Raw genomic sequence first — 24402 nt, forward strand, 5'->3', positions numbered from 1 at the left:
CCGGATTCATTCCTTTTCACTCATGAAGACCACACGCACTTTGCGGATCCTTGCACTCGGCCTCACCGGCCTGCTGATGAGTGGCGCCCTTCGCGCCCAAATTGATAATTTCGACAGCCTCAACGGTTACGCCGCCGGCTTGGAAATGCGCCTGACCAACTGGCACTCCGATCTGAGCACGCTGCGCAGTCCGGCGCAGGGCTGGACGGTTTCCGTCGATGGTGAGCATTTCGAACGTGACGTCGATCCCGCCACCGACCGGCTGAAGCGCGACAACTCCGGTCAGCAATTTGCCCTCAACATCGGTTGGGGCACCACCGAATGGAACGCGGGTGTGTCCGTCGGTATGACCGACGCGAGCAGCGACTACGAAGAGATCAATTCGCCCGCGCCGGTGCCCACCACGGGCTCCGTCGATACCGAAGGCGTCTCGGGTCGCCTCTGGGTCGTGGGTAAGGTGGGAGCGGTCACCATCGATGCGGCGCTCGGCATGGCCGAGACGAGCTACGATGGTATTCGCAACAGCGACATCGGCTCATCGATGGCCGAGTTCGACGGCTCCGACACCTTTGGCTACGTCCGTGCGTCCTACGATTGGGCGGTGAGCGATTCGATCGTCATCGTGCCTTTCGCCGGTCTGGTTTGGGTCGATTCCGATGCCGATGGTTTCACCGAGCAGGGCACCTCGCCGGATCGCCGCATCGTGGGCGACTTCTCCACCAGCGAGAGCAACGCGGTCTTCGGCGCGACCATCATGGCCGCCAAGGGCAACTGGAAGCCCTACCTCACGCTGGGCTACTTCACCGAGCTTTCCTCCGACGCCGCAGTGCTGTCCGTGCAAGCGATCAACGGCTTTGACCTCGGTCAAGGTGTCGTGCCCAACGCCTCGGAGAGTCTCTTCCATGCCTCCCTCGGCGTTGATGCCGACTTGGGTGAAGGCTGGGCCCTGCGTGGCTCCGTCGACTTCTACACCGGCGGTGACGAAGAGCAGACCGGCCTCCGCCTGAGCGTCGGCCGCAGCTTCTGAAGCGGCCCGGTCTCCTTTTCACGTTCCAGACCCCCGTCGTCTTCTGACGGGGGTTTTTTGTATCCATTTGGACAGGACACTGCGGCCCGGCCCGCGCCCCAAAGAAAAGCCGCGTTCCGGGGAGGGAACGCGGCGAGAAGGATGAGAGAAAGGGAATCCTTAGTCAGACCCGGGCTCAGGCCTCGAGCTGCGGACGGTCCTTCTGCGGCCAATCAACGTGGTAGAACTTACCGCGGGGCTGGTCGACGCGCTCGTAGGTGTGGGCGCCGAAGTAGTCGCGCTGAGCCTGAAGCAGGTTGGCCGGGAGGCGGGCACTGCGGTAGCCGTCGTAGTAGGCGAGGGAGGAGGCAAAGGTCGGGGCCGGGATGCCGTGTTCGGCAGCGAGGGCGACCACCTTGCGCCAGTTTTCCTGGGCGGCCTGGATCGTCTTGTTGAAGTAGGGATCGAGGAGCAGGTTGGCCAACTTCTTGTCGCGAGCGAAGGCCTCGGTGATCTTCTGCAGGAAGCCGGCGCGGATGATGCAACCGCCCCGCCAGATCTGAGCGATTTGGCCGAAGTTGAGTTTCCAGCCATACTCGTTTTGCGCCTCGCGCATGAGCTGGAAGCCCTGGGCGTAGGAGCAGATCTTGGAGCAGTAGAGGGCGTCGTGGATGGCCTGGATAAGGGCCTTCTTGGCGCCGGTGTATTTCTTCTTCTTCGGACCCTTGAGGATCTTGGAGGCGGCGACGCGCTCGTCTTTGACGGCGGAGAGGCAGCGGGAGAAGACGGACTCGGCGATGGTCGGGGCGGCGACGCCCATGTTGAGGGCGTTCACGCTGGTCCACTTGCCGGTGCCCTTTTGGCCGGCGGTGTCGAGGACAACGTCGACGAAGGCCTTGCGGGAGGCGGGGTCCTTTTGGCCGAGGATGTCGGCGGTGATCTCGATGAGGAAGGAGTCGAGCGCGCCCTTGTTCCACTCGCCGAAGATCTCGCCCATTTCCTTCGGCTTGAGGCCGAGGATGCCCTGCATGAGGTCGTAGGCCTCACAGATCATCTGCATGTCGCCATACTCGATGCCGTTGTGGACCATCTTCACGTAGTGACCGGCACCGTTTTCGCCGATGTAGGCGGTGCAGGGCACGCCACCCTTGACGGGCTTGCCGGGCTCGGCGCCCTCGAGGGGCTTGCCGGTGTCCTTGTCGACCTTGGCGGCGATGGCCTTCCAGATCTTGGCGAGTTCCTTGAAGGCGGCCTTGTCGCCGCCGGGCATGAGGGACGGGCCGAAGCGCGCACCCTCTTCGCCCCCGGAAACGCCGGAGCCGATGAAGCGCAGACCCTTGGCCTTGAGCTCCTGCTCGCGACGGATGGTGTCGGTCCAGAGGGCGTTGCCGCCGTCGATGATGATGTCGTCCTTGTCGAGCAGCGGGATGAGGCCGTCGATCACGGCATCGGTCGCACGACCGGCCTGCACGAGGATGATGACCTTGCGCGGCTTGGCGAGGGACTTGACGAAGTCCTCCATGGTGGCCGTGCCGACGAGACCGCCCGGGGTGTCGGGATTGGCTTCAACAAACGCATCGGTCTTTGCCGTGGTGCGGTTGTAGACCGAAATCTGGAAACCGTGGTCGGCGATATTGAGGGCAAGATTTTGACCCATCACGGCGAGGCCGATGAGTCCAATGTCGGAGTGTTCTTTGGGCATACGGAAAGGGTGAACGTGCATGAATAACGCCGATGTGGCTATCGCAAAACCCGCACCGGGATTGTGAAAAGACGCAAGCAGTTGAGCGCTTCATCCAATTGATGAACGCACCCATGGCGGGAGCTAACGGGACTGGTAAAACCCCTTGGTGGGGAGGAACTGGGCCAGCACATCGACCACCGGAGTGAGGACCCGCGGTTCGTTGCGTTCGTAGATCCACTGGAAGCCGACGGTGCTGACGAACAGGAATATGAGCAGGCCGAGCACGTATTTATTCATGCGCGCGGCGTGACGCACCAGAATGAGCGCGAGGACGCCACCGGCGATGATCAGGAGCACGTTGATCCAGAAACGCTGCGGCACCGCCTGCAGCTTCTCCAACGTGGTCATGGCCATCAGTAACAACATGGTGGTTTTCCCTAAGGGATACTCCCCCGCATGGACAGGGCAATGGTGGCACTGCGGTTAGTTTGACCAATTTTTGCGCAGCCCGGCTCCGACGTTGCGCGGGTATCGGGCACGGCCCAAGTTGCCGCATTGTGAGCGACGAGCGCCCCCAGTTGAAAAAACCCAGTTTCCCGATCGCGGATCGCTTGCGCGAGTATCTGCTGCACTGGCGGCGAGAGCGGCCCTTGCCGGTGAGTTACGAGCGGTTGCGCGGGTTTGAGGAGTCCTGCCCGTTACCCGACGCCAAGGGAGAGCCGACCCTATGGGATAGCGTGATCTACAGCCGGCTGGAGATGGGTCCTCTGCACGACGACCTCAAACGCATGTATGCGCTCCTGCGCACGGATGGCGACATGTCGGTGATGCAACACCTCTACGTCGACCGCATCGACTACTGTTCGTTCGGCAACTCGGCGCCGTTTCGCATTCGCATCGTCAATGCCTACAACGACAACGCCGACTACTTTTACATCAAGCGCGGTGACGCGTCGCGCGTTTACGGCCTCGAGCTCGAGCACCTGCTCTCACCCAACCGCATGAACTACCTGACTCACGGCGGCACCTTGGTGGAGGAGCATGTGGCGGGGGTGCCGGGTGACGCCTTTACCCAGAACTGGCTCACCGGCCGGGATCTCAAACCCGTGCGCGTCGCCAAGGAGTTGGTGAAGTTCAACGAGCGCTGTTTCGTGCGCCTGCTCGGCGACATGCGCGCCTACAACTGGGTCGTCGTCATCATCCCTGATTTTGAAAACTTCCAGCTGCGCATCCGTGCGATGGATTTTGACCAACAGAGTTACGAGGGGCGCCTGAACTTCTACCGTCCGCAGTTTTTTAAAGAGAACCGAGAGCTGGCGATGTTCTGCATGAAGCACCTGCGGGTGGAGACGGCGCAGCAATATCAACGCGAAGAACACGTCGCGATCCTGCACCGCGCCGCCATCACCCAGACCAAGCTGGCTGAGCTGCTCGGAGCGATGATGGCAGACCGCATCGCGCCCGACGAACACGTGAAGCAACTGCGCGAAGGCCTCGCGGATTACTTCAAGCGCGAGGCGTATCTGCGCTGCGCCTGCATGGGCGAAATCGTGCGCGAAAACCTCGAGTCGATCCGACTCGGCGTGACTTCACCGGTGCCTGGCCCGCTGGCTTGAACGCCGGGCTCGGTGGCCTCGCGATCGCGCGTTTCAGGAGAACTTCAGCGGCAGGCGCAGGCGCACCCAGACGGCCGCACCGTCCTTCTTGGCCGGCTTGAAGACCCACTGGCTCACGGCCTTCACCGAAGCGGCATTGAAGCCGTCGACGGTGGATTTCACCACCTCGGCGGTCGAAACCTTGCCTTGATCGTCGATCACGACCTCGACCAGCACCATTCCGGTCACGCCTTGGGCTTTAAGCTCCGCCGGGAAAACCGGCGGCGGCGTGCGCAGCGGCTGCGGATTTTCATCCACTTGGGAGTGGACGACCGGGTCGCCCGCGACGGCGCACATGGCGCTGCCGACGAAGGCGAAAATCAGACTCAGGAGACGGAGGCGATTCGTATGCTTAGGCATGACGACAGCGCCTTCGGCGCAAGTCGAGGCGACTTGAGCCGATTACATGAATTAATTTCAGGTCGTGTCTAAATTGAGGAGAACTTCTGCTGGCGCTGGAGGCTTCTCCTCATCCTGGCGCTGCCCGCGCCGGCGTGCGGCCGAGCTTCACCTCAGGTCTGCGGCGTGAACTTCAAGGGCAGCTTCAAGCGCACCCAGACGGCGTGACCGTCTTTTTGGGCGGGACGAAAGCGCCAGTTTTTCACCGCTTCCAGCGAAGGAGCGTTGAAGTCGTCTTCGGTCGATTTCACGACCGCGGCGCTGTCGACCTTGCCGGTGTCGTCGACGATCAGTTCGAGCACCACCATGCCGGTGATTCCCTTGATCTGGAGCTTGCGCGGATACTCCGGCGGAGGGGTGCGCAAGGGCTGGGGAAAGACATCCACGGCGGAGTGGATCTCGGGAGCATCCGCGGCGAAGACGGAGCTCGCAATGGCGAGGCAGAGGGCGAGCAGAAGACAGGATGGTTTTGCTGGCATGTCGGCCCTGTTTTCGGCCCGATTGCCGCCGAGTTGAGGTGACGAATTGGTGGCGGGCAGGCAGGGCTTTTGGCCTGACGCGAATTTACCTCTGAAAGCCGGGCAGATGACCGCGCTCAGCCATGAAAACATTTCAGCCAGAAACTGTCCGATGTATTCAAATTAGTAATACTGAAAGGCTTTTGCGGTTGCCGTGTGCCGCCGACTTGAACTCAAGCGAGTGGAGGAGAGGCGTCCGCAAAATCGCCGCGGGTGGCGCAGTTGATCCAGGTGGTGGCGCCGCTGGAGTAGTGTTCCTTTTTCCAAATCGGCACGCGGGCTTTGAGCTCGTCGATGATGTAGCGGCAGGCGTCGAAGGCGGGTCCGCGATGCGCGGCGGCGACGCCCACCCACACGGCCATGTCGCCGATCTGCAGGTGGCCGACGCGGTGCACGGCCTCGGCCGCGAGGAGGTCGAATTTTTCGAGGGCTTCGGCGAGCACGCGTTCACCTTCGCGTTCGGCGAGTTCGGCGAAGGCCTCGTATTCCAGCGAGTCAACGGGCTGGCCCTCGTTGTGATTGCGCACGCGACCCTCGAAGGTCGCGCAGGCCCCGGCCCGCGGATGGTCGAGGGCCGTGGCGAGCGGGGCCGGATCGATGGGTTGGTCGCTGATTTTAAAAGCCATGCTGAGGCCAAGGTTGAACGGAGGCCGGTCTAGTTGTCGACGGCCGGTGCTTCGTAAACCTCGACCATGGCCTCTCCGCTCTGTTGTTGGGCCGAGGTAATCTGCGCGGTGTAAACCCCGGGCGGGAGGTGAACCAGCAGACAGGCATCGTTGCTGTCCTCGGCCAGCGCGAATGCGCCCACTTGGGCACTCACGCCGGGTAGCTGGGAGGCGTTGGGGGCGTCGGTCCAACGACTGTTTTGCAGCAACACCTGCTCGCCTTCGAAGAGTCTGAGCACCGGATCGGGCAGCGGGTTGGCGACGTTGAAGGTGCCCAGAGTGGGGCCGATGCCGCGGATGAGCAGTCGTTTGGGTTGCGGGCCCGAGACCACAAATCCGAGCACCACCGCGCCTTCGCCGGAGCCCGAGACCTGACCTCGGGCAGAGAGGTTGGTGAGCCGGGCGGCGTAGCCCACCGGAGCCTGGCGATCGTAGATTTCGATCAGCGTGACGCCCGGCTCGCCGGAGGCGTCGCTGACATGCATGGTCACCGGACCGGCATACGCTTGGTAGAGGAGCGCGGCGTCGGTGCTGTTTTCATCGAGGGGAAAGGCGCCGACCTGGCTCGCGGTCAGATTGAGTCCGTTGGCGTCGCTGCCCTGCGACCAGTTGTTGTTTTCCAAAAACGGGTAGCCATTGGCGTAGAGCTGCAGGCGAGGGTCGGGCAGGTAACCGGCAATCTGGTAGTTGCTCAGGGTCGGTCCCACGGCGCGGAGCATGGTAGCGAGTCCGCCTTGGCCGCCGACCACGAAGCCAACGATGATCTGTTGATTGGCACCGAGGCGGGTGCGCGTGGAGAGGTTGATCAAGCGCTCGGGGCCGTTGGCTGCCGCTGGCGTGGCAAACAGCGCACCGAAGGTGCCGCCGGTCAGTGTGGCGGTTAAGGAATTGTCATGCAGCGAACCGGCCAGGGTTTGCCCATTGGCGGTGAGTTGGAAGGAGCCATTTGGGGTGATGGTTCCCTGCAGTCGGGTCTGGGTGGCGCCGCTCAGGACGAGTGCCTCGACGTTGCCGTCTCCGAAAACGAAAAGATGGCTCGAGGGCAGTAGGCTGCGCATCGGCGCCAGCGAGTGGTGTCCGATCAAAGCGGATGGGGTGAAGGCGTCGGGTGCGACCGGGGTGGTTTCGAGAACCACGGACTCGTCCGGCAGCGTGATTGTCGCGCCGGTGGGCGTCAGCCCGATCAGGAGTTTGCCCCGGTAGGCGCCAGGGACGGCTTCAGTCGAGGTCTGGGCGAGATCGATCTCGGTGGTGTCGTTGTTGGCGAGGGTCAGGTTCTGCGCGAAGGCGACCAGTCCGGTCGCTGGCACGTGCAGCAACAGCGTCGCCCGGCCGAGGGTGTCGAAGTCCAGGGCGCCAAAATTCGCCGCAGTGGCGGGAGTGCGATACGTGGTGTCGTTGATGGATGAGCCGACTGAAACCGTGACGGCGGGACCGCGGGTCAGCCCGCGCCCATTTCGGGCCGAGAGCATGTAGAAGCCGGCATCACGGGCGGCGAATCCGGGCAGGCGCAGGGTCGGCTGATTTTGGTTCGGAATGATCGTGCCGTCCTTTGTCCACCACAGGTCCGGGTCGGGCCAGCCGGTCACGTGGGCCGCGAGGACGAGCTCTCCACCCGGCGGCACAGCGACGGTGGTGGTGGCCATGGAGATGGTGGGTTTGGTGAACACCGGGAATGTGACCGGCAGGTCGAGCTCGACGATCCGGCTGTTCACCGAGCCGACCCCGTTGGTGACGGTGACCCAGTAGGTGCCGTCGTCGGCGGCCTGCACGTTGTTGAGCGTGAGCGTGGTTCCGGTCTCGCCCTCGATGGGGCCGCCATTGTGGTTCCACTGATAGGTGGGGGCCGGGACGCCGGTGGCCGCGACCGAAAAGGTGACCGTATCGCCAAACGACGCGGAGAGTCCCTCCGGTTGCTGGGTGATCACCGGGGCCTCGCCGGCCAGCACGGTGACGGTCGCGGTGCGGCTGGGGCGGCTGCCGGTGTAATCGGTCGCGACGAGGACGTAGGTGCCGGCGTGGTATGGGCTCGCCGACTGAACGGTGAAATCCGGGGTGCTCAACCCCCGCCACTCTTGCCCGTTTTTCCACCACGTATAGCGCACATCGCTGCCGATGGCCTCGCCGATCAGCGCAAACGGTTCGCCGGGGTTGACGGTCACGTCCTGCGGTTGCGTGACGAAGGTGGGGCCACTCAAAGCATCGACGACTTCGATCACCGCGGGATCGCTTTCGGCCGAGCCCACGTCGTTGGTCACCACCACCGTGAAACTGCCCTCGGGAGAATCGAGCGTTTCGAGAAACAGTTGGAAAGAGGTCGCGCCGGGAAGGGCGACGCCGTCGCGATACCATTGGTAGCGCAGGGGGGCCGTGCCGACCGCGGACACGGTGAGGGGCAACGTGCTGTCGTAGCGCGCGACCACTTTGGATGACGGGTGATAGCGGAGCACGGGAGGCTCCGGCGGTTGAATCACCACGGTGGCGGTCGAAGAGGTGGCTGAGCCGGCGGCATTGGTGACGACGACGTGGTAGTCCCCGGCGGTCGCGGCGGTAGCCTGGTCGATGCTCAGCGAAGATCCGGTGGCTCCGGTGAGGGCGACGGCGTCCTTGAACCACTGATACGTCGCCGTGGAATTGCTGGTCACCTGCACGCTGAGGAACAGGGATTCGCCGGCTTTCACGGTGGTCAAGTGAGCGGGACCGGCGGTGAATTGCGGAGTGTCTCCGCCGGAGCCGGCCCCTACGGTGAGGGTGATGGAGGCGCTGGTGGCGGAGCCAAAGGCATTGGTGACCACGGCGTGGTAGGTGCCGGAGTTTGCTGCGGTCGCGGAGTCGAAGGAGATGTAGGTCTGAGTCTGGCCGGAGAGCGCGCTGTTGTTTTTAAACCACTGCACGCTGGTGAACGGATGGCCGGTGGCGCCGATGGCCACTGCTACGGAGGATCCGACGTCGACGCGGCGGTCCGGACCGACCGAGGTGATCACCGGTGGGTTTGTGGTGGTGGGGATGCTGACACGCGCTGTGCGCGAGGTGACGGAGCCATCGGCGTTGCTTACGACGACATCGTAGTCCCCCGCGCGGCTTGGGTCGGTGGCCGAGAAGAAGAGCGAGTTGTTGGTGGCGCCGCTCACCGGCACGCCGTTGCGTCGCCATTGGTAGGTGAAGCTTAAGTCACTTCGCACATCGACGCTGATACCGATATCGGCTCCACCCACCAGTTGCGTGGATGCCGGGTGCACGAGGATCATGGGGGGCGCACCGAGGACGAATGCAGCCGTGGTGGCGAACAGGATGACCCATGTGCTGCGGATGGCGCGCAGGTGGTTGAGTGAAAAGCGCGGAGGCAAAACGCTCATTGCGAGGCGATTTATGGACCGAGGGTTTAAGTTCAATGGGAGAGGCTTAGCGCGAGGGCGGATCAGTTTGGGCCCGGAGCGAAACCGTCGAGGGTGGTGGAGTCGAGATGGTAGGCGCCGGTGCGGGTGGTGCCGCTGCGGTGGTTGTAGAACTCGATGATGCGGAGGAGTTCGGAGAGCGAGAGTTCCGCGTCGCGGTTGGTGTCGGCGGAGTGGAAGCGCGCGAGGATGGGGCGTTCGCCGGTAGGTGGAGTGAGCGCGGTGGGGTCTGCTTCGACGCCGTCGGGCGTCTCGGCGTTGAGGCGATAGCGACCGGTGCGGGTGGTGCCCGACCGCGTGTTGTAGAGCTCGATGGCGCGGAGCAGTTCGGAGAGTTCGATCTGTCCGTCGTCATTCAGATCGCTGTCGTGTCGCGTGGGGGGTGCGGGCAGGATGAGCGGATCGGGGTTGGCCAGCGAGGCGGTGAGGGAGCCGTCGAAGGAGGCTTCGATGCGGGTTACGAGTTCGGCGTCGGCCGCGCCGGAGGTGTTCTCCAGCAGGTAGGTGAAATGCAGAACGGAAATGGGACCGCCGGTCCATGTCCATTCGGCGAGATCGGTGTCGCCCGGTTCGGTCGAGGAGGTGGCTGTAGTGGAAGATTCGATACTGATGAAGGTCCAGCCGGCGGGCAGGAGGGCCTGGAGCGTGAGTTGGTCCGGCGAGCCCTCGTAGTCGACGGTGTTGCGGATCCACACCCGGGGGCGGCCGTCGTGCCGGGCGCGGTAGGCTTCGTGTCGCGCGACGAGGGTGCCGGGGGCGATGGCGAGATCGAGCCGGGCGGTTTGACTGCTGGCGTGGCCGAAGGGATTGGAAGCGATGACGGTGTAGTTGCCAGACAATGACGCGTTGAAATCGGGCAAGGTGAGGGTGGGGCCGGTGGCGCCGGCGATGAGGCGGCCGTCGCGTCGCCATTGGTAGGTGGGGGTCGGGTCGCCGGAGGCGGCGACGGAGAGGGTCGCGGTCTCGCCGGCGGGGATGGACCGCCCCTCCGGCTGGAGGATGAAGGCCGGTGCGCTCGGGGGCAGCACTTCGAGGCGGGCAGCGTTGCTTGAGACCAGGGTGGTGCCGTCGTGCACCTGTGCCGTGACGTAGCCATCGTCGCTTAGAAGGACTGCGGCGAGCTCCAGGGTGGCGCTGGTCGCGTTCGCCACGGGGGTGCCGTTCAGCAGCCATTGGTAGGAGAGGTTGAGTTCCGCGTCGGAGGTCGCGGTGACGCTGAACGTCGCGGTCGTGCCGGCGTAAACGGTTTGGGCGGCGGGGTGTTCGACGATGACGGGCGGATCTGTCGGAAACAATGTGGTGATCACGGCCGGTCGGCTGTCCCTGCTGACGGCGCGGTTGGTGACGGTCACGTAGTAGGTTCCCGAAAAGGGCTCGTCGGGTGGGAGTCGCAGCGTGGCCCCGGTGGTGTCGGTGGAGGCATCAAAGGGTTCGGGCGAGCGATGCCATTGATAGAAGAAGTTGGCGCCGTAGAGCGACCGCGCAGTCACGCTGAGTTGGGGGAGCGCGGTGGGGTCGGTGATGGTTTGAGAGGCGGGGTGGCTGATGATCACCGGCGCGGTGTCTTCTTGGAGGGTGAGCCGCATGGTTTGGCTGGTGATGGATCCCCAGGCGTTGGTGATCTCGACGTGGTAGTCGCCGGCCGCTGCCGCGGTGAAGTGGGGAAACTCCAGTTCGGGGCCGGTTTCGTCGGTCAAGGGCTCGCCCTTGTGATACCACTGGTAGGCAAAAGGTTCTTCGCCACTGACGTGGACATACAGCCGGACCGGTTGGTCGATGCTCCGGGGCATGCTGCCGGATTGGCGAAGGATGCGAGGGTGAGGTCGAGAGGTGAGGCGCGACACTTCGATTTCCCGCGTCGTGACGGTGCCATCGGGGGTGGTGACGGTGGCGGTGTAGGTTCCAACGGTATCTTCGCTTACGGTGAGCGGAAGAGAGGTGGGGGATGTGCGGAGGAGAGGCTGGGTGATGGGCGCGCCGTTCAGCGTCCATTGGACGTCCAGCGACGGGGCGTAGGGAGCTGCTTCCAGTTCGGTTTCGTAGCCGTAGGCAGCGACGACGTCGCCCGAGACGGAACGAAGGACCGGGTGGTCGGCGAGACGGTGAAAGTGGACGGTGGTATCGGCGCTGCGGGTTGACCCATATTTGTTGCTGACCAGCACGTGATACGTGCCGGCATCGGCCGGCCCGGCCCCCGTGAGGTCAAGTTGCGCGGATTGGCCGTCGGCCAAAGCGACGTCGTCTTTGAACCACTGGTAGGTGAGGGTATAGGTGGAATCGGCCACGATCTGCAGGCGGCCCGAGCTGCCCGCGATGAGCTCCAGGCTGTTGGGCTGTTGATAGATTTTGGGTCCATCGTAGGGCTGGACGGTGAGGGTGGCGGGTTCGCTCTGCACGCTGCCGACGGAGTTGGTCGCGACCACGTGATAAGTCCCAGCGTGGTCCAGGGTCACCTCGCTGAAACGCAGAGAGGAGCCGGTGGCTTCAGCCAGAAGTTGGCCGTCTTTATACCACTGCAGGGTAGGTTGGGGAGAACCGGTCACGTAAAAGTTCTCCCCGAAGGGGACGAAGTCAAAGGTCAGCCCCACACCTTCGAAGGAGCGTTGTCCTTCATCGACGATCCGGCTGGAGGGATGGGCGAGGATAGTCGGCGCACGGTCGGGCATGATGGAAATGTTGGCGTCGAGAGAGCGGGTGCTGGTCCCCTCGCTGGTGGTCGCCACCACGTGGACCGTGCCGGCCAGATTGGGGGAAAGCTGCAGGGTCGAGGAGGTGGCGTCGGGAAGCGCCATGCCGTTGTGATACCATTGCAGGGAGTAGGGCAGGGAGCATTGTGCGGCGACGCGGATATAGTGATTGGACGAGCCCGGGATCAGGACCTGATCGGAGGGTTGACGGACAAAGATAGGCCGAGGCGTATCGAGGGTTTGAACGACGATCACGGGGTCGCTGCGCAAGGTTTTGCCGGTGCTGTAGTCCTCCACTCGATAGTTGCCGGGGGTGTCGACGCGGAGAGACCAATGGGTTTCATCGGGGATGGGCAGGCCGTTGCGAAACCACTGGATTTGAGTCGAGTCCGTGATGTTTGAAGTGGCCAACAGGGTAAGGGACTTTCCCGGGAACAGGGTTCGCTCACCGTCGGCGATGCGGAGGTAGAGTGGGTCTGGCTCGCGGAAAGCGAGTTCCCATGGGTCGGAAGTGATTTCGCCGGCCACATTGGTCAGGCGGACCCGATAAGTGCCGAGGTTGGCAGCGGTGATGTTGGGGATGTCGAACGATGCTTGAACCCACGTTTCCTGCGTCGCGATCACGTCATCGTTGTGCAGGAGCTCGACCGTCATCGGCGGGGTGCCCGTGTGATAGAGGAAAACGCCGAAGTCATCTCCGGGGGAAAGGGAGGCCGGAGCCGATAACAGGGTGATGCGCGGAGCGGTATTGGCAGGGGCGGTCACGTGAAAGGGCGGGAGGGAGCTGCTCCCCGCCGCATTGGTGGCTGTGAAGACGTATTCGCCCGCATCCGTTGGGTAGGAGGGGAGGCCGATTCGCAGAAAGAGATCGGAGCTGTAGGGCTCACCGTTCTTGGTCCATGCGTAGGTGACGGGGAGCGCGCTTTGCACGACCGGATAAATGCTGAGGGCAGAACCGTAGTTGAGCTCCAGGTCGGGGTCACCGGATAGAAAAACGGCGGGTGGAGCCGGTGTGAGCACTTCGAGCGCCACGGGAGCGCTGGCCAAGGAGACCTCGTCCTCGCTGGCTGTGACATGATAGAGACCGGCGTCGGCGGTGGTGGTGGAGTCGATGCGGAACCGACGCTCCGTCGCGCCGGGCAGTGCTTCGCCGTCGTGATACCATTGGAAGCGGAAAGCGCCGGTCTCCGGCGTGGTGATGGCTTCCATGTCCGCAGGCTCGCCGGCGTTGACGATCTGGTTGGGGGTAACCACGACCGTGTCGATGGCCGCTTGAGCCGCGAGGGAGAGCGCGAGGCTGAGGCCCAGGCCGACGGTCAGTTGACGCCACAGAGGTGTGACGACGCGCATGCGGTGAGGCGAAGGCTTCTTCATATCGCAAGGGGGAGACGACGGGAGGAGCCGTCACGGAGGGGTCACGGCGTTGTCGGTCCTAAATGACAACCGACCGCGTCAAACCCGCCGCATTTTTTTTGGGGGGCGCGCGTGGTTGGGGGCGAACTGGATCAGTTCGGGCCCGGGGCGAAGCCGTCTTCGGTGGTCGCGTCGGGGTGGTAGGCGCCGGTGCGGGTGGTGCCGCTGCGGGTATTGTAGAGCTCGATCACACGGAGGAGTTCGGAGAGGGACAGGGTGCCGTCTTCATCGGTGTCGGCGAGGTGGTAGTGCACCAACGCAGTAGGGTCGATCGCCGGCGTGAGCAGATCGGTTTCGAAGCCGTCGGTGCTGTCATGGTTTTCTCGATACCGGCCGGTGCGGGAGGTGCCGTGGCGCGTGTTATAGAGTTCAATGACGCGCAGGAGTTCGCTGAGTTCGAGTCGGCCATTGGCATCGGTATCGGCGCTGTGTCGGGACGGTGGTGGGCCCAGGCGCAGCGGGTCGGGTTGGATGAGGAATTCGGTGGGAGTCCCGTCGCTGGTCCAGGAAATCATTGCGCTCAATTCGGAGAAATCGGTTTGGTCGAGCGGGGCTTGCAGCACGTAGGTGAACGTCAGCGAGTTGGCAGCCGGGGCGTTCCAGGTCCATCCGGCGAGGGAAGTTGTTGCGTCTGCCGGGGCGCTGTCCGCGGTCGAATCACTGGAGATCAAACTCCAGCCTTCCGGGAGCAGGGCCTCCCACGTGAGCGTGTCGATGCCGCTGCCCAGCAGCACTTGGTTTTTAATGGTGACGCGGCGCTGGGTATCCCAGCCCCGACGGAGGACACGATGGGTGCCAATCGCCTGGCCGTCGCCGGGGGCGACGCGCAGCAGGAAGCTGCGACTGGCGACGCGGCCAGCGGCGGAGGTGATCTCGACCGAATAGACGCCGGCGTCGGTTGCACTGAGTTCGGTCAAGGTGAGGGAGGCGGCATCGGCATCGGGCAGGAGCACGCCATCCTTGCGCCATTGGTAGGAAAGGTCCGTGGCGGCGATGGCTTCGACGCTGAACTGAGCGGTCGAACCTAGCGGCAGCGGGGCGCTCGGTCGGGCAAACCCGGTGATAAGTGGGCGGTCCGGCAAGGCGAGTGTGACCCGTGCGGCTTGAGTGGAGGCTACGCCATGGTCGTTGCTCACGATAAGGGAATACAGGCCAACGTCGTCGGTGGACTGCAGGTTCACCGTGTGGGTGAGCTGGGTGGCTCCCGGGATATCCACGCCGTTGTGGCGCCACTGAAATTGCATGGGGGTCGGGCTAGAGACTGAAGCGGTGAGGACTTTTGAGTCTCCGAAAGCGATGGCGGCATCCAGCGGGTGGGCGATGATATCAGGCAGGAGGTTTTTCTCGGGTGCCGGGAGCACCGAAACCGTGGCGGTGTGACTGGTCACCGTGCCAGCCGGGTTCGTGGCGACGACGTGATACGCTCCGCTGATGTCGTCCAAGCCCCAGTCCTTCAGAAAAAAATATTTGTCGGAAGAGGTAGTCAGAGACTCACCGTTGCGGAACCATTCATATTGGAGGCCTCGGATGCTTTCCACCTCGACCGTCAGCGCAGGCACTGAACTCATTGAGGAGGAAATCTGGAGACTGGCGGGGTGTCTGGTGATGGTCGGAGCACCAACAGGTATGACTGCCACAGGGGCGGGCGTGCTGGTGGCGGATCCGTTTTCGTTGGTGACGATGACGGTGTAGTCCCCGGCGTTGTTCGCCGAGAGATTGCCGATTCCGTAGGTGGGGGAGTTGGCACCGGGAATGTCCTCCCCGTTGAGTTGCCATTGATAGGTCATGGGCGACTCGCCCACGGCCGTGGCTTCGAGGTAGAGGTATGACCCTTGGTCGAGGGTTTGGGGAGTGGGATGGAGGCTGAGGTATGGGGCCAGGCCATCCGTGAGTCGGGACACTTCAACGGGCGGCGAGATAAACTCCCCATCGGCAGTTGTAACGATCAAGCGGTAGGTGCCATCCGCTTCTGGACCGGAGCGGTCAGAACGCCAGAGCGATACGCCGGTTGCACTATAGGGTTCACCGTTACGTTCCCAGCGTGCGTCCACGACAGGCACGCTGAGGCTGAAGTGGATGTAGGTGTCTCGGTTGAATCGAATTTTGCGGTCGCCCGGAACCACCCGAAAGACCGGTTGCTCACCCTCCGGGTCGACCGTGACCGTGATCGGGTCTGTGGTCACGGTGTTGCCTGAGTAGTCGCTCAACTCCAGCTGGTAAACACCGGCTTCGCTGACCTGGAGGGTGGTTTGCCTTTCGTCTTCGATGAGCACGCCGTCCATGAACCAACGTCGTTTGTTATGGGAGGAGTAGAATTCCAACTCGATCTCGAGTTCCGCCGTTGTTCCGGGTAGTAGACTCACGGCACGGGGCTGCGCCAGGATGTTGGGCAAACCGCGGTTGTAGGGCATGCCGGTAGGAAACGGGTGGATGACGAGTTCGGCAGGGTGGCTGACGCTGGTGCCCGTGCCGCGAGACACGACGGCGTGGTAAGGGCCGGGTATCGCGAGCTTACTACCCTCCAACAGTTGCGGCACGACCCGGAGGGGGAGGGTGGCGCTGGTCGCGCCCGATAGCGGACTGTTGTTCAAATACCATTGCACCGTGCCGTAGCCGTCCCACTCGATCGTCAGATCAGTGCCCTCTCCCTGTTGAATCTCAGTCGAGGTGGGATGGCGGGTGATCACCGGCGCTGTATTTGAGCGGTCAATCACCTCCAGCTGGATGGTGCGAGCGGGGGAGCTGCCGGCTTCGTTGTTCACTGTCACCGTGTATTCCCCGGCGTCCGCCAATTTGAGTGGGGCAAGCCTTAGTGAAGCACCGGTCGCATCCGGCAGCAGGATGCCGTCATGGTGCCAAGTGTAGGTGAAGTCTCCTGAGTCGGTCGCCGTGACTTTCAGGGTGATCTCATCCTCGTCGGAGCCGGTGAAGAAGGCGGTGGAGTCGCCGGTGGCCCAGTGGATTTTCGGGGGTTGTAGGTAAGAAACGGATACTCCAATTGGCAGACTGCGAAAGGTGCCGGCGAGATTGCTCACCTCCAGGTGGTAGCTGGCCGCATCGGCGATGGTGGCATTGGTTTTTGAGTAGGAGGATTCGGTTGCGCCGGGAATGAGGTGACCGTCCTTGAACCACTGAAATGAGAACGGTGGATTTCCGGTGATGCTCGACATCTTTAGTTGGAACGTTTTTCCCGCGGCGACCTCGGTGTTCCTGTCCATTCGAAAGGCGAGCGGTGGGGGACCTGGGTCGATTTGGATGGTAAATGGGTCGCTGGTGGCTTCGCCCCAGTCATTGGTGGCCCGGATTTGGTAGGTTCCAGCGTTCTCGAAATTCACTGGGCCGATAAAGAAGTAGCTGGGGTAGGTTGCCTCTTTGATAACCTCATTGTCGCGGATCAGGGCATAAACCTGAGGACGGGAGCCGAGCGTTTCGAAGGCGCAGGTGGCAAAGCGCCCGTAGACGACGGATTGGTCGGCCGGCATTTTAATGAACGACGGCGCGACAGGTTGTTCCTCGGGACTCGTTGCCGAGAAGTCGGTGGTGCCCCCCGCCGAATGCTGGCTCTCAGGTGGTGCTGACAGTGGATGAGGTGCACCGGCCGCAGCCACCCCCGTGACGATGATCGCGAGGGTGAAGCATAGGAAGCGTCGTAGCGGCGGGGGGGAGAGCTTCATGGTAAGGTCGATCCCGGTGCGAAACCGTCGTCGGTGGTGGCGTCAGGGTGGTAGGCGCCGGTGCGGGTGGTGCCGCTGCGGGTGTTGTAGAGTTCGATCACGCGGAGGAGTTCGGAGAGGGAAAGCGTGCCGTCCCAATCGGTGTCGGCGAGGTGGAAACGGCGTAGGGTGGACTCTGCGCCAACATCGAGATCGGGGTCGGGCGCGTAGCCGTCGACAGCGTCAGGTTCGACGCGATAGCGGCCGGTGCGGGTGGTGCCGTAGCGGGTGTTGTAGAACTCGATCACGCGGAGGAGTTCGGAGAGGTCGATGAGGCCGTCCGCGTTGGTATCCGCCGAGTGGCGACTGGGCACCGGGGCCAGCACGATGGGGTCGGGCATGGCGAGGGCCTGGAAGTCGAGAAACTCGTGGGTAGACTCCAGCAACGCGGCGAGTTCCTCGGTGCCGGTGGTGGTGCTCGGCGGGGTGAGGGTGAACTCGAAATCGAGGGTGCCGGTGGGCAACTCGGCCCAGCTCCATTCCAGCAGATCCGTCTCGCCGACAGTGGGCGCGGTGGTGGTGCCGGTGGCGTTTTGCGCGGCGAGCGACCAGCCGGCGGGCAGGAGCAGCGCGTAGGTGGCGTCGGTGATGTCGGCGAGGGGTGTAAGGCTGGTGTGGATACGCGCGGGCTGACCGGTCCACACGCCGTTGCCGACGATGCGATGGCGCCCGCGGAGGGGGCTGCCGCCGTTGGCGAGGCTGACGGTGGCCGCAGGGCTGGTGTAGTGGAAGTCGCCGATGCTGACTTCGACGGTGTAGTCGCCGACATCGCTGGCTTGGACCGGGTCGAGTTCGAGACGGTAGGTAGTGGCGTCGGGGATCGCTTCGCCGTTGTGGAACCATTGGTAGCGGGCGGTGCCGGGAGAGTTGAATAGGGTCACCTCAAGATTCACCGTCTGGCCGGGACTCACGGTGTGACTGTTAGGTGGCACAATTTCCGTCGGAGCGTCGATGGTCGGGGCGCGGGTGACTTCGACCGTATCGGACCAGACTTCTCCGCCAGCCGAACTGACTTTCACTTGGTAGGAGCCGAGCGCATTCGTGGTGTCGCCGCCGATGGTGTGCCGTTCCCAGTCGGCGTCGGGAATGGGCTCACCGTCGTGATACCACTGGTAGGCGACCTCGTGCGCGCTCTCCACTCCGACCGCGAGCGCGAGTTCCGTGCGGGTGGGGTTGCCGACGGCACCGCCTACGGGCTGTTCTGTGATGACGGGGGGCGTGAGCGGCAGGGGTTCGAGCAGGGCCGGATTGCTGTCGACGTAGCCAAAGATGTTGGTGATGCGGGCAACATACTCGCCGGCGTCATCGGCTGAGAAGTGATCGAACTCCAGACTGTTGCCGAAGCCCCCCGGCACCGGTTGGCCATCCTTCAGCCATTGCACTCGCATCGGCGCAGGACCAAATGCCTCGACGCTCAGATAGACCTGGCGGGCGTCGTAGCTGCCCAAGCTCATGGATCGGGATCGAGGGTGTCGCCCAATTTGAGGAAGCGAGCTGTAGTCAAAATGGTTGATGGTCATGGCGCGCGAGGTGAATTCACCGGCGGCGGTGGTTACAGTCACCGTGTAGGTGCCCTCGCTACCGTCCCATAAGTCGGTCCAGAAGCTGAGATCAGTCTGCTCGGGCACGACGACTCCGTCCCGTCGCCAAACCACCTGTGACGGGGCGTCAAAGGTGCGCACGGTCAGCAGCGGCTCGTGGTGCTGGGCCGTGCCGTATCCTGAAAGTTGTGACCATGCGATCACGCTTCCCGACGTGTAGCTGAACACCAGACTCGGGTCGCGCGGGCCGGTGGTGACAATGGCTTCCGCGCTGGAAAGGGTGTTCCCGTTGCGCGTCACTTCCACGCGGTAGGTGCCGGCGGGGGTGGCACCGATGGTAGCCTGGAAGCTCGACTGGGTCTGTCCGTCCACGGCCACATCATCCCGATACCACTGGAAGGACACGCCTTTGTCGCTCCGGAGCTGGACCGCTAGATAGTGGTCGGGGGAATAAGTGCCTGCCTCGTCGTGAAAACTGGCCGGGTGGCGCACGATGGCCAGGGGCGGGACCGGCTGCACCGTGACCGTGGACGTTTCGCTGCGGGTGGTGCCGGTGGTGTTGGCGGCTTCAACATAGTAGGAGCCGGCGGTGGCGGTGGTGACGTTGAGCAGGGCCAGCGTGGAGTTGTTGGCATTCGCCAGGGCTTCGCCGTCCTTGAACCACTGATACGTGATGTCGCTTTCCGATTTGGCAGAGATCGAGAGCCCGTAGTTGTCGCCCTCTTCGAGTGAGAGCTCGGCCACAGGTTGGAAGGTGATGCGAGGGGCTTCCGGCAGTTTTTCGATGACCCGTGCCACCAGAGTGGTGATCTCACCGGCAACGTTGGTGACTTTGACCGAGTAGTTGCCCACGACATCCGCAGCCTGACCTGTGAGGTAGTAGTTGGAATAAATGGCATCCGGGATCTCTTCGCCGTCGTGATACCAGGCGAAGGTCATGGGTTGGGTGCCGGTGGGGAAGACAGAGATGGCTTGGCTGCTGCCGGAGGTAAACGCGATGTCGTAGAGCACGCCGCCGCCGATCGCGGGCGGCGTGGGTGGGTAGGGGCCGACGGTGAGGCGGGCCGGCGGGGTCTCCGCCGTGCCGGCAGCGTTGGTCACGCGCAGCACGTAAACACCGGCGTCGGATTCGCTGAGTGAAGAGATGGACAGGCTGGGAAGCGTAGCGCCGGGCAGGGGTTCACCGTCCTTGAACCACTGGTAGGCCATGGGCTGCGAGCCGTTGGGGGAAACCTCGAAGGAAAAGTAACTTCCCTCCGGGCGGGTGCTATCGACGGGAGGGCGACCGTAGGTAAGGAGAACTGGCGCCCGCAACGGCTGGCGCGAGAGCGTAAACGGGGTGCTGACGGTGGACCCAGCGGCGTTCGAAGCCCGCACCGTATAGGTGCCGAAGTCTGCCAAGGTTATCTCGGGCCAGCTGAAACTGGCGGTAATGACGTCGCCGTAAATGAAAGTTGCCTCGAAGGAACGCAGCACGGTTCCGTCGCGCATCAACTCGAACAACATTGGCAGGGATCCGGTGGCGTTGAAATAGGCCTCTGGCTCGCCGAGGCCGAGCTCGCCGACGAGGTCGCCGCTTACGTGGGTGAAGACCGGTGGTTGCAGCGAGGTGAGGGGAATGGGCGATACCCGTATGGATTGGGTGCGAGTGCCGAGACGATTGGCCACCCGCACTTCGTAGATGCCGCCGTCGCTCGGTGTCGCTGCGGCGACTTCAAGGCGGGCGCGACCGTCGTTCTGCAGCAGTTCGCCGTCTTTCCACCATTCAATGGTCACGGGTGTCGAACCTTCCCAATTGACCGTCAGTGCAAAGGGCTCGCCGGGCGCGAGTTCGAAGTCGTTGGTCCAGTTGCGGATCGTCGGGGCCGTCCGTTTGGCTACGCGAAGGGCGACGGGTTCACTCTCCGCTACACCAAACGCGTTTGAAACCTGCACGTAGTAGGTGCCCTCCTCGTAGGAACGAACGGGGTCCAGCACGAACGTGTCCCCCTCTGCGACCGGCTCGGTGTAGTGTTTTTGAAACCACGTGTAGGTGAGCGGCGGTGTGCCGGTGGCGTGGGCCACCAGTTCGACTCGATTCCCCTCGATCACTTCGAGTAGCGGGGTATCCGGCGTGAGGCTCACCCCGCTGGGGGCGTCCTGGGCGGAGAGGGTTGTCAGGCAGGCCAAGCCCAAGCCCAGGCCGGCGCGAAGAACACGTTGCAGCGTATGCATAGGAGAGAAAACAGAGGGTGGGGTTCGCACGATGCTTCCGCCCGCGTGGATGGGCGGGCGTTGGTGATTCCGCACGACGCATCGCGTCGCTCGCGGAATCATCCTGAGGGCCAGTCGGATGATTAACGGGCCAAGTGGGGGCATGGGAAGACGCGCACTCTGTGATGCCCGCTACGCAGCAGGCAAGCCCTGCGGCGACGCGCGTCGCGGGAATCCGGCCGCCGAATGAGTGGCAGAAGCACTGCTGCCGGCGTCCGCTTCAGCCGCCTGCTACGGGCGGAATGAAGACCACTTCGTCGCCGTCGTTAAGCGGGGCGGGCCAGGGGGCGAAGTCGCCATTGATGGCGGCGCGCAGGCGGTCGACGGGCAGGGTGAAGCTGTGCGTCGTGGCCAGCTCCTCGTAGAGCGTGGCGGCGTCGGCCGCGGCCGTCTGTAGGGTCTCGTTGGATACGCCGCGCTGCTCCCGCAGGATGGCGAAATAACGCACGTGGATGGTTTTCATTCCTCGTATTCGGGGACCGGCTCGCTCGGGTTGGTGCCGGGCGCGTGGTAGTCGGCTTTGCCGCCGGTCTTTTCAATGAGACGGGTTTCGCAGATGACGATGCCATGGGTCACGGCCTTGCCCATGTCGTAAAGGGTGAGGGCGGCCACGGTGGCGCCGGTGAGTGCTTCCATCTCGACGCCGGTTTTGGCGGTGACCGACACGCGGCAATGGATCTCGACTTCGACGGAACCGTCACTGGCGGTCGGGCGCGGGTGAAGCTCGATCGCGCAGTTGTCCAGCGGCAGTGGATGGCAGAGCGGAATGAGGTCGCTGGTGCGTTTGGCGCCCATCACGCCGGCGAGGCTGGCGGTCTGGAAAACGGGGCCCTTTTTGCCGCTGATTTCCTTGTCGTGAATGAGGGTGGCGAGAGCCGCGGGGAGGCGCACCACGGTGAGCGCATGCGCGGTGCGCAGGGTGGGGGTTTTGTCGCCCACATCGACCATGCGGGGGCGGTTTTTTTCGTCCAAGTGCGAAAGCATGTGCAGCAGTCTAGCGGCAGACTGAATCAGGTCCAGCGCCAGAACGTGAACGTGTCGCCGGCGGCAAAGTCGGTGGCCTCGGCCGGGAGTTCCACGAAGCCGTCGGTGCCGAGCAACCCGCCGAGGTCGCCCGAGGTGTTGAACGGCGCGGGATGGGCGGCACGACCGCCGGCCCCGTCGTCGCGCACCTGCACCGGCAGCATAAACGCCAGCGGTTTGGCGAAGCGAAACGGTTCGGCGAGGCGCACGGTTTCGGGCGGCGGCGGCGTGGCACCGAGTTGGTGCCGCAGCGCGGGCAGGACGTAGCGATGCAGACAGGTGTAGGTGGAAACGGGGTTGCCGGGCAGCGCGAACACCGGCGTGCGGCGTGAGCTGGTGCCAAACCATAGCGGTTTGCCGGGGCGTTGCGCGACGCCGTGCAGGTGGTTGGTGACGCCGAGTTCGGCGAGGGCTTTGGGGATGTGGTCGAGTTTGCCCTTGGAGACGCCGCCAGTGAGCAGCACGAGGTCGAACTCGGCTAACACGCGTCGCAGCGTGGCGTCGATCTCCGGTCGATGGTCGCGGAGGTGAAACCGTTCGATGCGTCCGGTCAGGCCGCTCTGTAGGAGGGCGGCGCGCAAAGCGTAGTCGTTGGAGCGGCGTATTTGGTGAGGCCCTACGTGAGGCGCGTCGACTTCGACCAACTCGTCGCCGGTCGCGAGGATGGCGACGCTGGGGCGGACGGCGACGCGAAGTTGGGCGGCGCCGACGGTGGCGGCGACCGCGATCTCGCGTCCGGAGAGGCGGGTGCCGGGTGCCACCAACGTGGTGCCGGTCGCCACGTCGGACCCGGTGCGGTGGAGGCTCTGCCCGGATTCGCAGACGGCGCCTGCCGGGATGATGATCGTCTCTCCGTCTCGCTCGGTTTCCTCGTAGGGGATCACGGCGTCGGTCCCGTTCGGCAACACGGCGCCGGTTGCGACTTCGATGCACAGACCGCTGGCCGCGAGGGTTTGGGCCATCATGCCGGCGGCCTGGAATCCGGTGCAGCGCAGGCGGCGCTCGACGCTGGAGTCGGTCAGGTCGGCACTGCGCACTGCAAAGCCGTCCATCGTGATCCGGTCAAACGGCGGGAGCGGGCGATCGGCGGTGATGGTTTGCCGGAGGACGCGTCCGTGGGCCGCCGCCAACGGGCAATCCTCACTTGGGAGGGCGGCGAGGTGGGTGGTGATGAGTTCGGTCGCGGCGGCGGGAGTGACGAGCATGGGGCGGGCGATAATAAGGTCAGCGACGGCACGGGTGCAACCCTCGGGAGTGGCCGGGAATACAAGCGCGGGGTTGTCTTGGGCGGCTTTGGCGTCTTGGTGTGCGGACTCATGCCCGATGCCCCTCCGATCCACGATATCCACGGTCGCCCGGTGCGCGACCTGCGCATCTCGGTGACGGATCGCTGCAACTTTCGTTGTCCGTATTGCATGCCGAAGGAGGTGTTTGGGCCGGGTTATCCCTTTCTGCGTGACCCGCAGTTGATGGCGACCGATGAGATCGTGCGGATCGCGGGCGCGTTTGTGCGGCTGGGGGTGGAGAAAATCCGTCTGACCGGTGGTGAACCGCTGCTGCGGGCCGACCTGCCGACGCTCATCGCGCGGCTCAAAGGCGAATTAGGCGTGCCGGATGTCGCGCTCACCACCAATGGTTGGCTGCTGGAGCGGCGGCTCGACGCCTTGCGGGAGGCCGGTTTGGACCGCGTTAACGTCTCCGTCGATTCGCTCGATCCCGAGCGGGCGGGGCGCATGAACGGCCAGGGCCTGGACTCTCGGCGCGTGCTCAGCGCGATCGACGCCGCCGTGGCGGCGGGGCTGCACGTCAAAATCAACACCGTCGTGCAGCGCGGGGTGAACGACGGCGAAATCGAAACCATGGCGGCCTATTTCCGCGAGCGTGGCCTGCCGCTGCGCTTCATTGAGTTCATGGATGTGGGTAACACCAATCACTGGGAAGGCTCCCAAGTGGTTCCCGCCCAAGATATTGTTAAAAGAGTCGCCGCTCGCTGGCCGCTCGATCCGGTGGGGCCGACCTACCGCGGCGAGGTGGCTCGCCGGTATCGTTATCGCGACGGGGCAGGGGAGATCGGGCTCATCGCTTCGATCACCGAGCCGTTTTGCGCCGACTGTCACCGGGCCCGCCTCTCGGCTGATGGCAAGCTCTACACCTGTCTCTTCACTGCCCTCGGTTGGGATGTTTTGGGCTGCCTGCGCAGCGGGGCGGACGATGCCGCCCTCGATCACTACGTGGGCCGCATCTGGGCGGGCCGGCGGGATCGTTATTCCGACGAACGGGCCGAGGTGTTGGCCAGTGGCGAGGCGCGACCGAAGGCGGAAATGAGTTATCTGGGGGGGTAGGGCGTGGGCCGAATCCGCCGCAGATTCGGGTCGGGTTGGGCCGCAGTCGGGTAGGTATATTTACACCCAAAAAGCGTCTTGTAGGTTGTAGGGAAAAGTCCCTATTTT

General features: G+C 63.8%; 15 protein-coding genes. 3 read left to right on the forward strand and 12 right to left on the reverse strand.

Features of this window, described 5'->3' with window-relative positions:
- Positions 1 to 22: 22 nt before the first annotated feature.
- Complete coding sequence (locus K1X11_RS15360; RefSeq protein WP_221031121.1) at positions 23 to 1027, forward strand: autotransporter outer membrane beta-barrel domain-containing protein; 1005 nt, start codon at positions 23 to 25, stop codon at positions 1025 to 1027.
- 175 nt (positions 1028 to 1202) lie between these two features.
- On the opposite strand, the gene gndA is transcribed toward K1X11_RS15360, so the two are convergent.
- Both gndA and K1X11_RS15370 read right to left on the reverse strand, forming a co-directional pair.
- Entirely contained in the window at positions 1203 to 2708 is a 1506-nt protein-coding gene (gndA, locus tag K1X11_RS15365; RefSeq protein ID WP_221031122.1) for an NADP-dependent phosphogluconate dehydrogenase, read from the reverse strand.
- A gap of 123 nt (positions 2709 to 2831) precedes the next feature.
- On the reverse strand, positions 2832 to 3116 hold the full coding sequence (locus tag K1X11_RS15370; RefSeq protein ID WP_221031123.1) for a hypothetical protein: 285 nt from the start codon (positions 3114 to 3116) through the stop codon (positions 2832 to 2834).
- Between the two features lie 152 nt (positions 3117 to 3268).
- On the opposite strand from K1X11_RS15370, the gene K1X11_RS15375 reads away from it, so the two are divergent.
- Positions 3269 to 4306, forward strand: coding sequence for a hypothetical protein (locus K1X11_RS15375; protein WP_225919454.1), 1038 nt, complete (start codon positions 3269 to 3271; stop codon positions 4304 to 4306).
- Between the two features lie 33 nt (positions 4307 to 4339).
- On the opposite strand, the gene K1X11_RS15380 is transcribed toward K1X11_RS15375, so the two are convergent.
- The 10 genes from K1X11_RS15380 to K1X11_RS15425 all read right to left on the reverse strand — a co-directional run bounded on the left by K1X11_RS15380 (position 4340) and on the right by K1X11_RS15425 (position 23157).
- The gene (locus tag K1X11_RS15380) at positions 4340 to 4705 is read right to left on the reverse strand and encodes an energy transducer TonB (RefSeq protein WP_221031124.1); all 366 of its coding nucleotides are present in this window, start codon (positions 4703 to 4705) and stop codon (positions 4340 to 4342) included.
- Positions 4706 to 4857: 152 nt separating this feature from the next.
- On the reverse strand, positions 4858 to 5223 hold the full coding sequence (locus K1X11_RS15385) for an energy transducer TonB (protein ID WP_221031125.1): 366 nt from the start codon (positions 5221 to 5223) through the stop codon (positions 4858 to 4860).
- 212 nt (positions 5224 to 5435) lie between these two features.
- On the reverse strand, positions 5436 to 5888 hold the full coding sequence (locus K1X11_RS15390) for a molybdenum cofactor biosynthesis protein MoaE (protein ID WP_221031126.1): 453 nt from the start codon (positions 5886 to 5888) through the stop codon (positions 5436 to 5438).
- A gap of 29 nt (positions 5889 to 5917) precedes the next feature.
- Positions 5918 to 9283, reverse strand: a complete 3366-nt coding sequence (locus tag K1X11_RS15395; protein WP_221031127.1) for an immunoglobulin domain-containing protein — start codon at positions 9281 to 9283, stop codon at positions 5918 to 5920.
- A 62-nt stretch (positions 9284 to 9345) separates the two neighbouring features.
- On the reverse strand, positions 9346 to 13383 hold the full coding sequence (locus tag K1X11_RS15400; RefSeq protein ID WP_221031128.1) for an immunoglobulin domain-containing protein: 4038 nt from the start codon (positions 13381 to 13383) through the stop codon (positions 9346 to 9348).
- Between the two features lie 131 nt (positions 13384 to 13514).
- Positions 13515 to 17096, reverse strand: coding sequence for an immunoglobulin domain-containing protein (locus tag K1X11_RS15405; protein WP_221031129.1), 3582 nt, complete (start codon positions 17094 to 17096; stop codon positions 13515 to 13517).
- On the reverse strand, positions 17093 to 20890 hold the full coding sequence (locus K1X11_RS15410; protein WP_221031130.1) for an immunoglobulin domain-containing protein: 3798 nt from the start codon (positions 20888 to 20890) through the stop codon (positions 17093 to 17095). The genes K1X11_RS15405 and K1X11_RS15410 overlap by 4 nt, the downstream gene beginning before the upstream one ends.
- Positions 20891 to 21149: 259 nt before the next feature.
- Positions 21150 to 21392: a MoaD/ThiS family protein gene (locus tag K1X11_RS15415; RefSeq protein WP_221031131.1), complete on the reverse strand. Its 243-nt coding sequence runs from the start codon at positions 21390 to 21392 to the stop codon at positions 21150 to 21152.
- Positions 21389 to 21913 carry a cyclic pyranopterin monophosphate synthase MoaC gene (moaC, locus tag K1X11_RS15420; RefSeq protein WP_221031132.1) on the reverse strand — a complete coding sequence of 175 codons (525 nt, stop codon included), beginning with the start codon at positions 21911 to 21913 and terminating at the stop codon, positions 21389 to 21391. Before moaC ends, K1X11_RS15415 begins: the two co-directional genes overlap by 4 nt.
- A gap of 26 nt (positions 21914 to 21939) precedes the next feature.
- Positions 21940 to 23157, reverse strand: a complete 1218-nt coding sequence (locus tag K1X11_RS15425) for a molybdopterin molybdotransferase MoeA (RefSeq protein ID WP_221031133.1) — start codon at positions 23155 to 23157, stop codon at positions 21940 to 21942.
- Positions 23158 to 23268: 111 nt separating this feature from the next.
- On the opposite strand from K1X11_RS15425, the gene moaA reads away from it, so the two are divergent.
- Complete coding sequence (moaA, locus tag K1X11_RS15430; RefSeq protein ID WP_221031134.1) at positions 23269 to 24294, forward strand: GTP 3',8-cyclase MoaA; 1026 nt, start codon at positions 23269 to 23271, stop codon at positions 24292 to 24294.
- Positions 24295 to 24402 lie beyond the last annotated feature (108 nt).

The organism is Actomonas aquatica, assembly GCF_019679435.2.
Taxonomy (GTDB): domain Bacteria; phylum Verrucomicrobiota; class Verrucomicrobiia; order Opitutales; family Opitutaceae; genus Actomonas; species Actomonas aquatica.

What these genes read in the sequence shown, in the direction of transcription:
- K1X11_RS15385 (WP_221031125.1), bottom strand. Translation starts at nt 5,223, where the DNA reads ATGCCAGCAAAACCATCCTGTCTTCTGCTCGCCCTCTGCCTCGCCATT.
- K1X11_RS15360 (WP_221031121.1), top strand. Translation starts at nt 23, where the DNA reads ATGAAGACCACACGCACTTTGCGGATCCTTGCACTCGGCCTCACCGGC.
- moaA (WP_221031134.1), top strand. Translation starts at nt 23,269, where the DNA reads ATGCCCGATGCCCCTCCGATCCACGATATCCACGGTCGCCCGGTGCGC.
- K1X11_RS15380 (WP_221031124.1), bottom strand. Translation starts at nt 4,705, where the DNA reads ATGCCTAAGCATACGAATCGCCTCCGTCTCCTGAGTCTGATTTTCGCC.
- K1X11_RS15405 (WP_221031129.1), bottom strand. Translation starts at nt 17,096, where the DNA reads ATGAAGCTCTCCCCCCCGCCGCTACGACGCTTCCTATGCTTCACCCTC.
- K1X11_RS15370 (WP_221031123.1), bottom strand. Translation starts at nt 3,116, where the DNA reads ATGTTGTTACTGATGGCCATGACCACGTTGGAGAAGCTGCAGGCGGTG.
- gndA (WP_221031122.1), bottom strand. Translation starts at nt 2,708, where the DNA reads ATGCCCAAAGAACACTCCGACATTGGACTCATCGGCCTCGCCGTGATG.
- K1X11_RS15415 (WP_221031131.1), bottom strand. Translation starts at nt 21,392, where the DNA reads ATGAAAACCATCCACGTGCGTTATTTCGCCATCCTGCGGGAGCAGCGC.
- K1X11_RS15400 (WP_221031128.1), bottom strand. Translation starts at nt 13,383, where the DNA reads ATGAAGAAGCCTTCGCCTCACCGCATGCGCGTCGTCACACCTCTGTGG.
- moaC (WP_221031132.1), bottom strand. Translation starts at nt 21,913, where the DNA reads ATGCTTTCGCACTTGGACGAAAAAAACCGCCCCCGCATGGTCGATGTG.
- K1X11_RS15390 (WP_221031126.1), bottom strand. Translation starts at nt 5,888, where the DNA reads ATGGCTTTTAAAATCAGCGACCAACCCATCGATCCGGCCCCGCTCGCC.
- K1X11_RS15425 (WP_221031133.1), bottom strand. Translation starts at nt 23,157, where the DNA reads ATGCTCGTCACTCCCGCCGCCGCGACCGAACTCATCACCACCCACCTC.
- K1X11_RS15395 (WP_221031127.1), bottom strand. Translation starts at nt 9,283, where the DNA reads ATGAGCGTTTTGCCTCCGCGCTTTTCACTCAACCACCTGCGCGCCATC.
- K1X11_RS15410 (WP_221031130.1), bottom strand. Translation starts at nt 20,890, where the DNA reads ATGCATACGCTGCAACGTGTTCTTCGCGCCGGCCTGGGCTTGGGCTTG.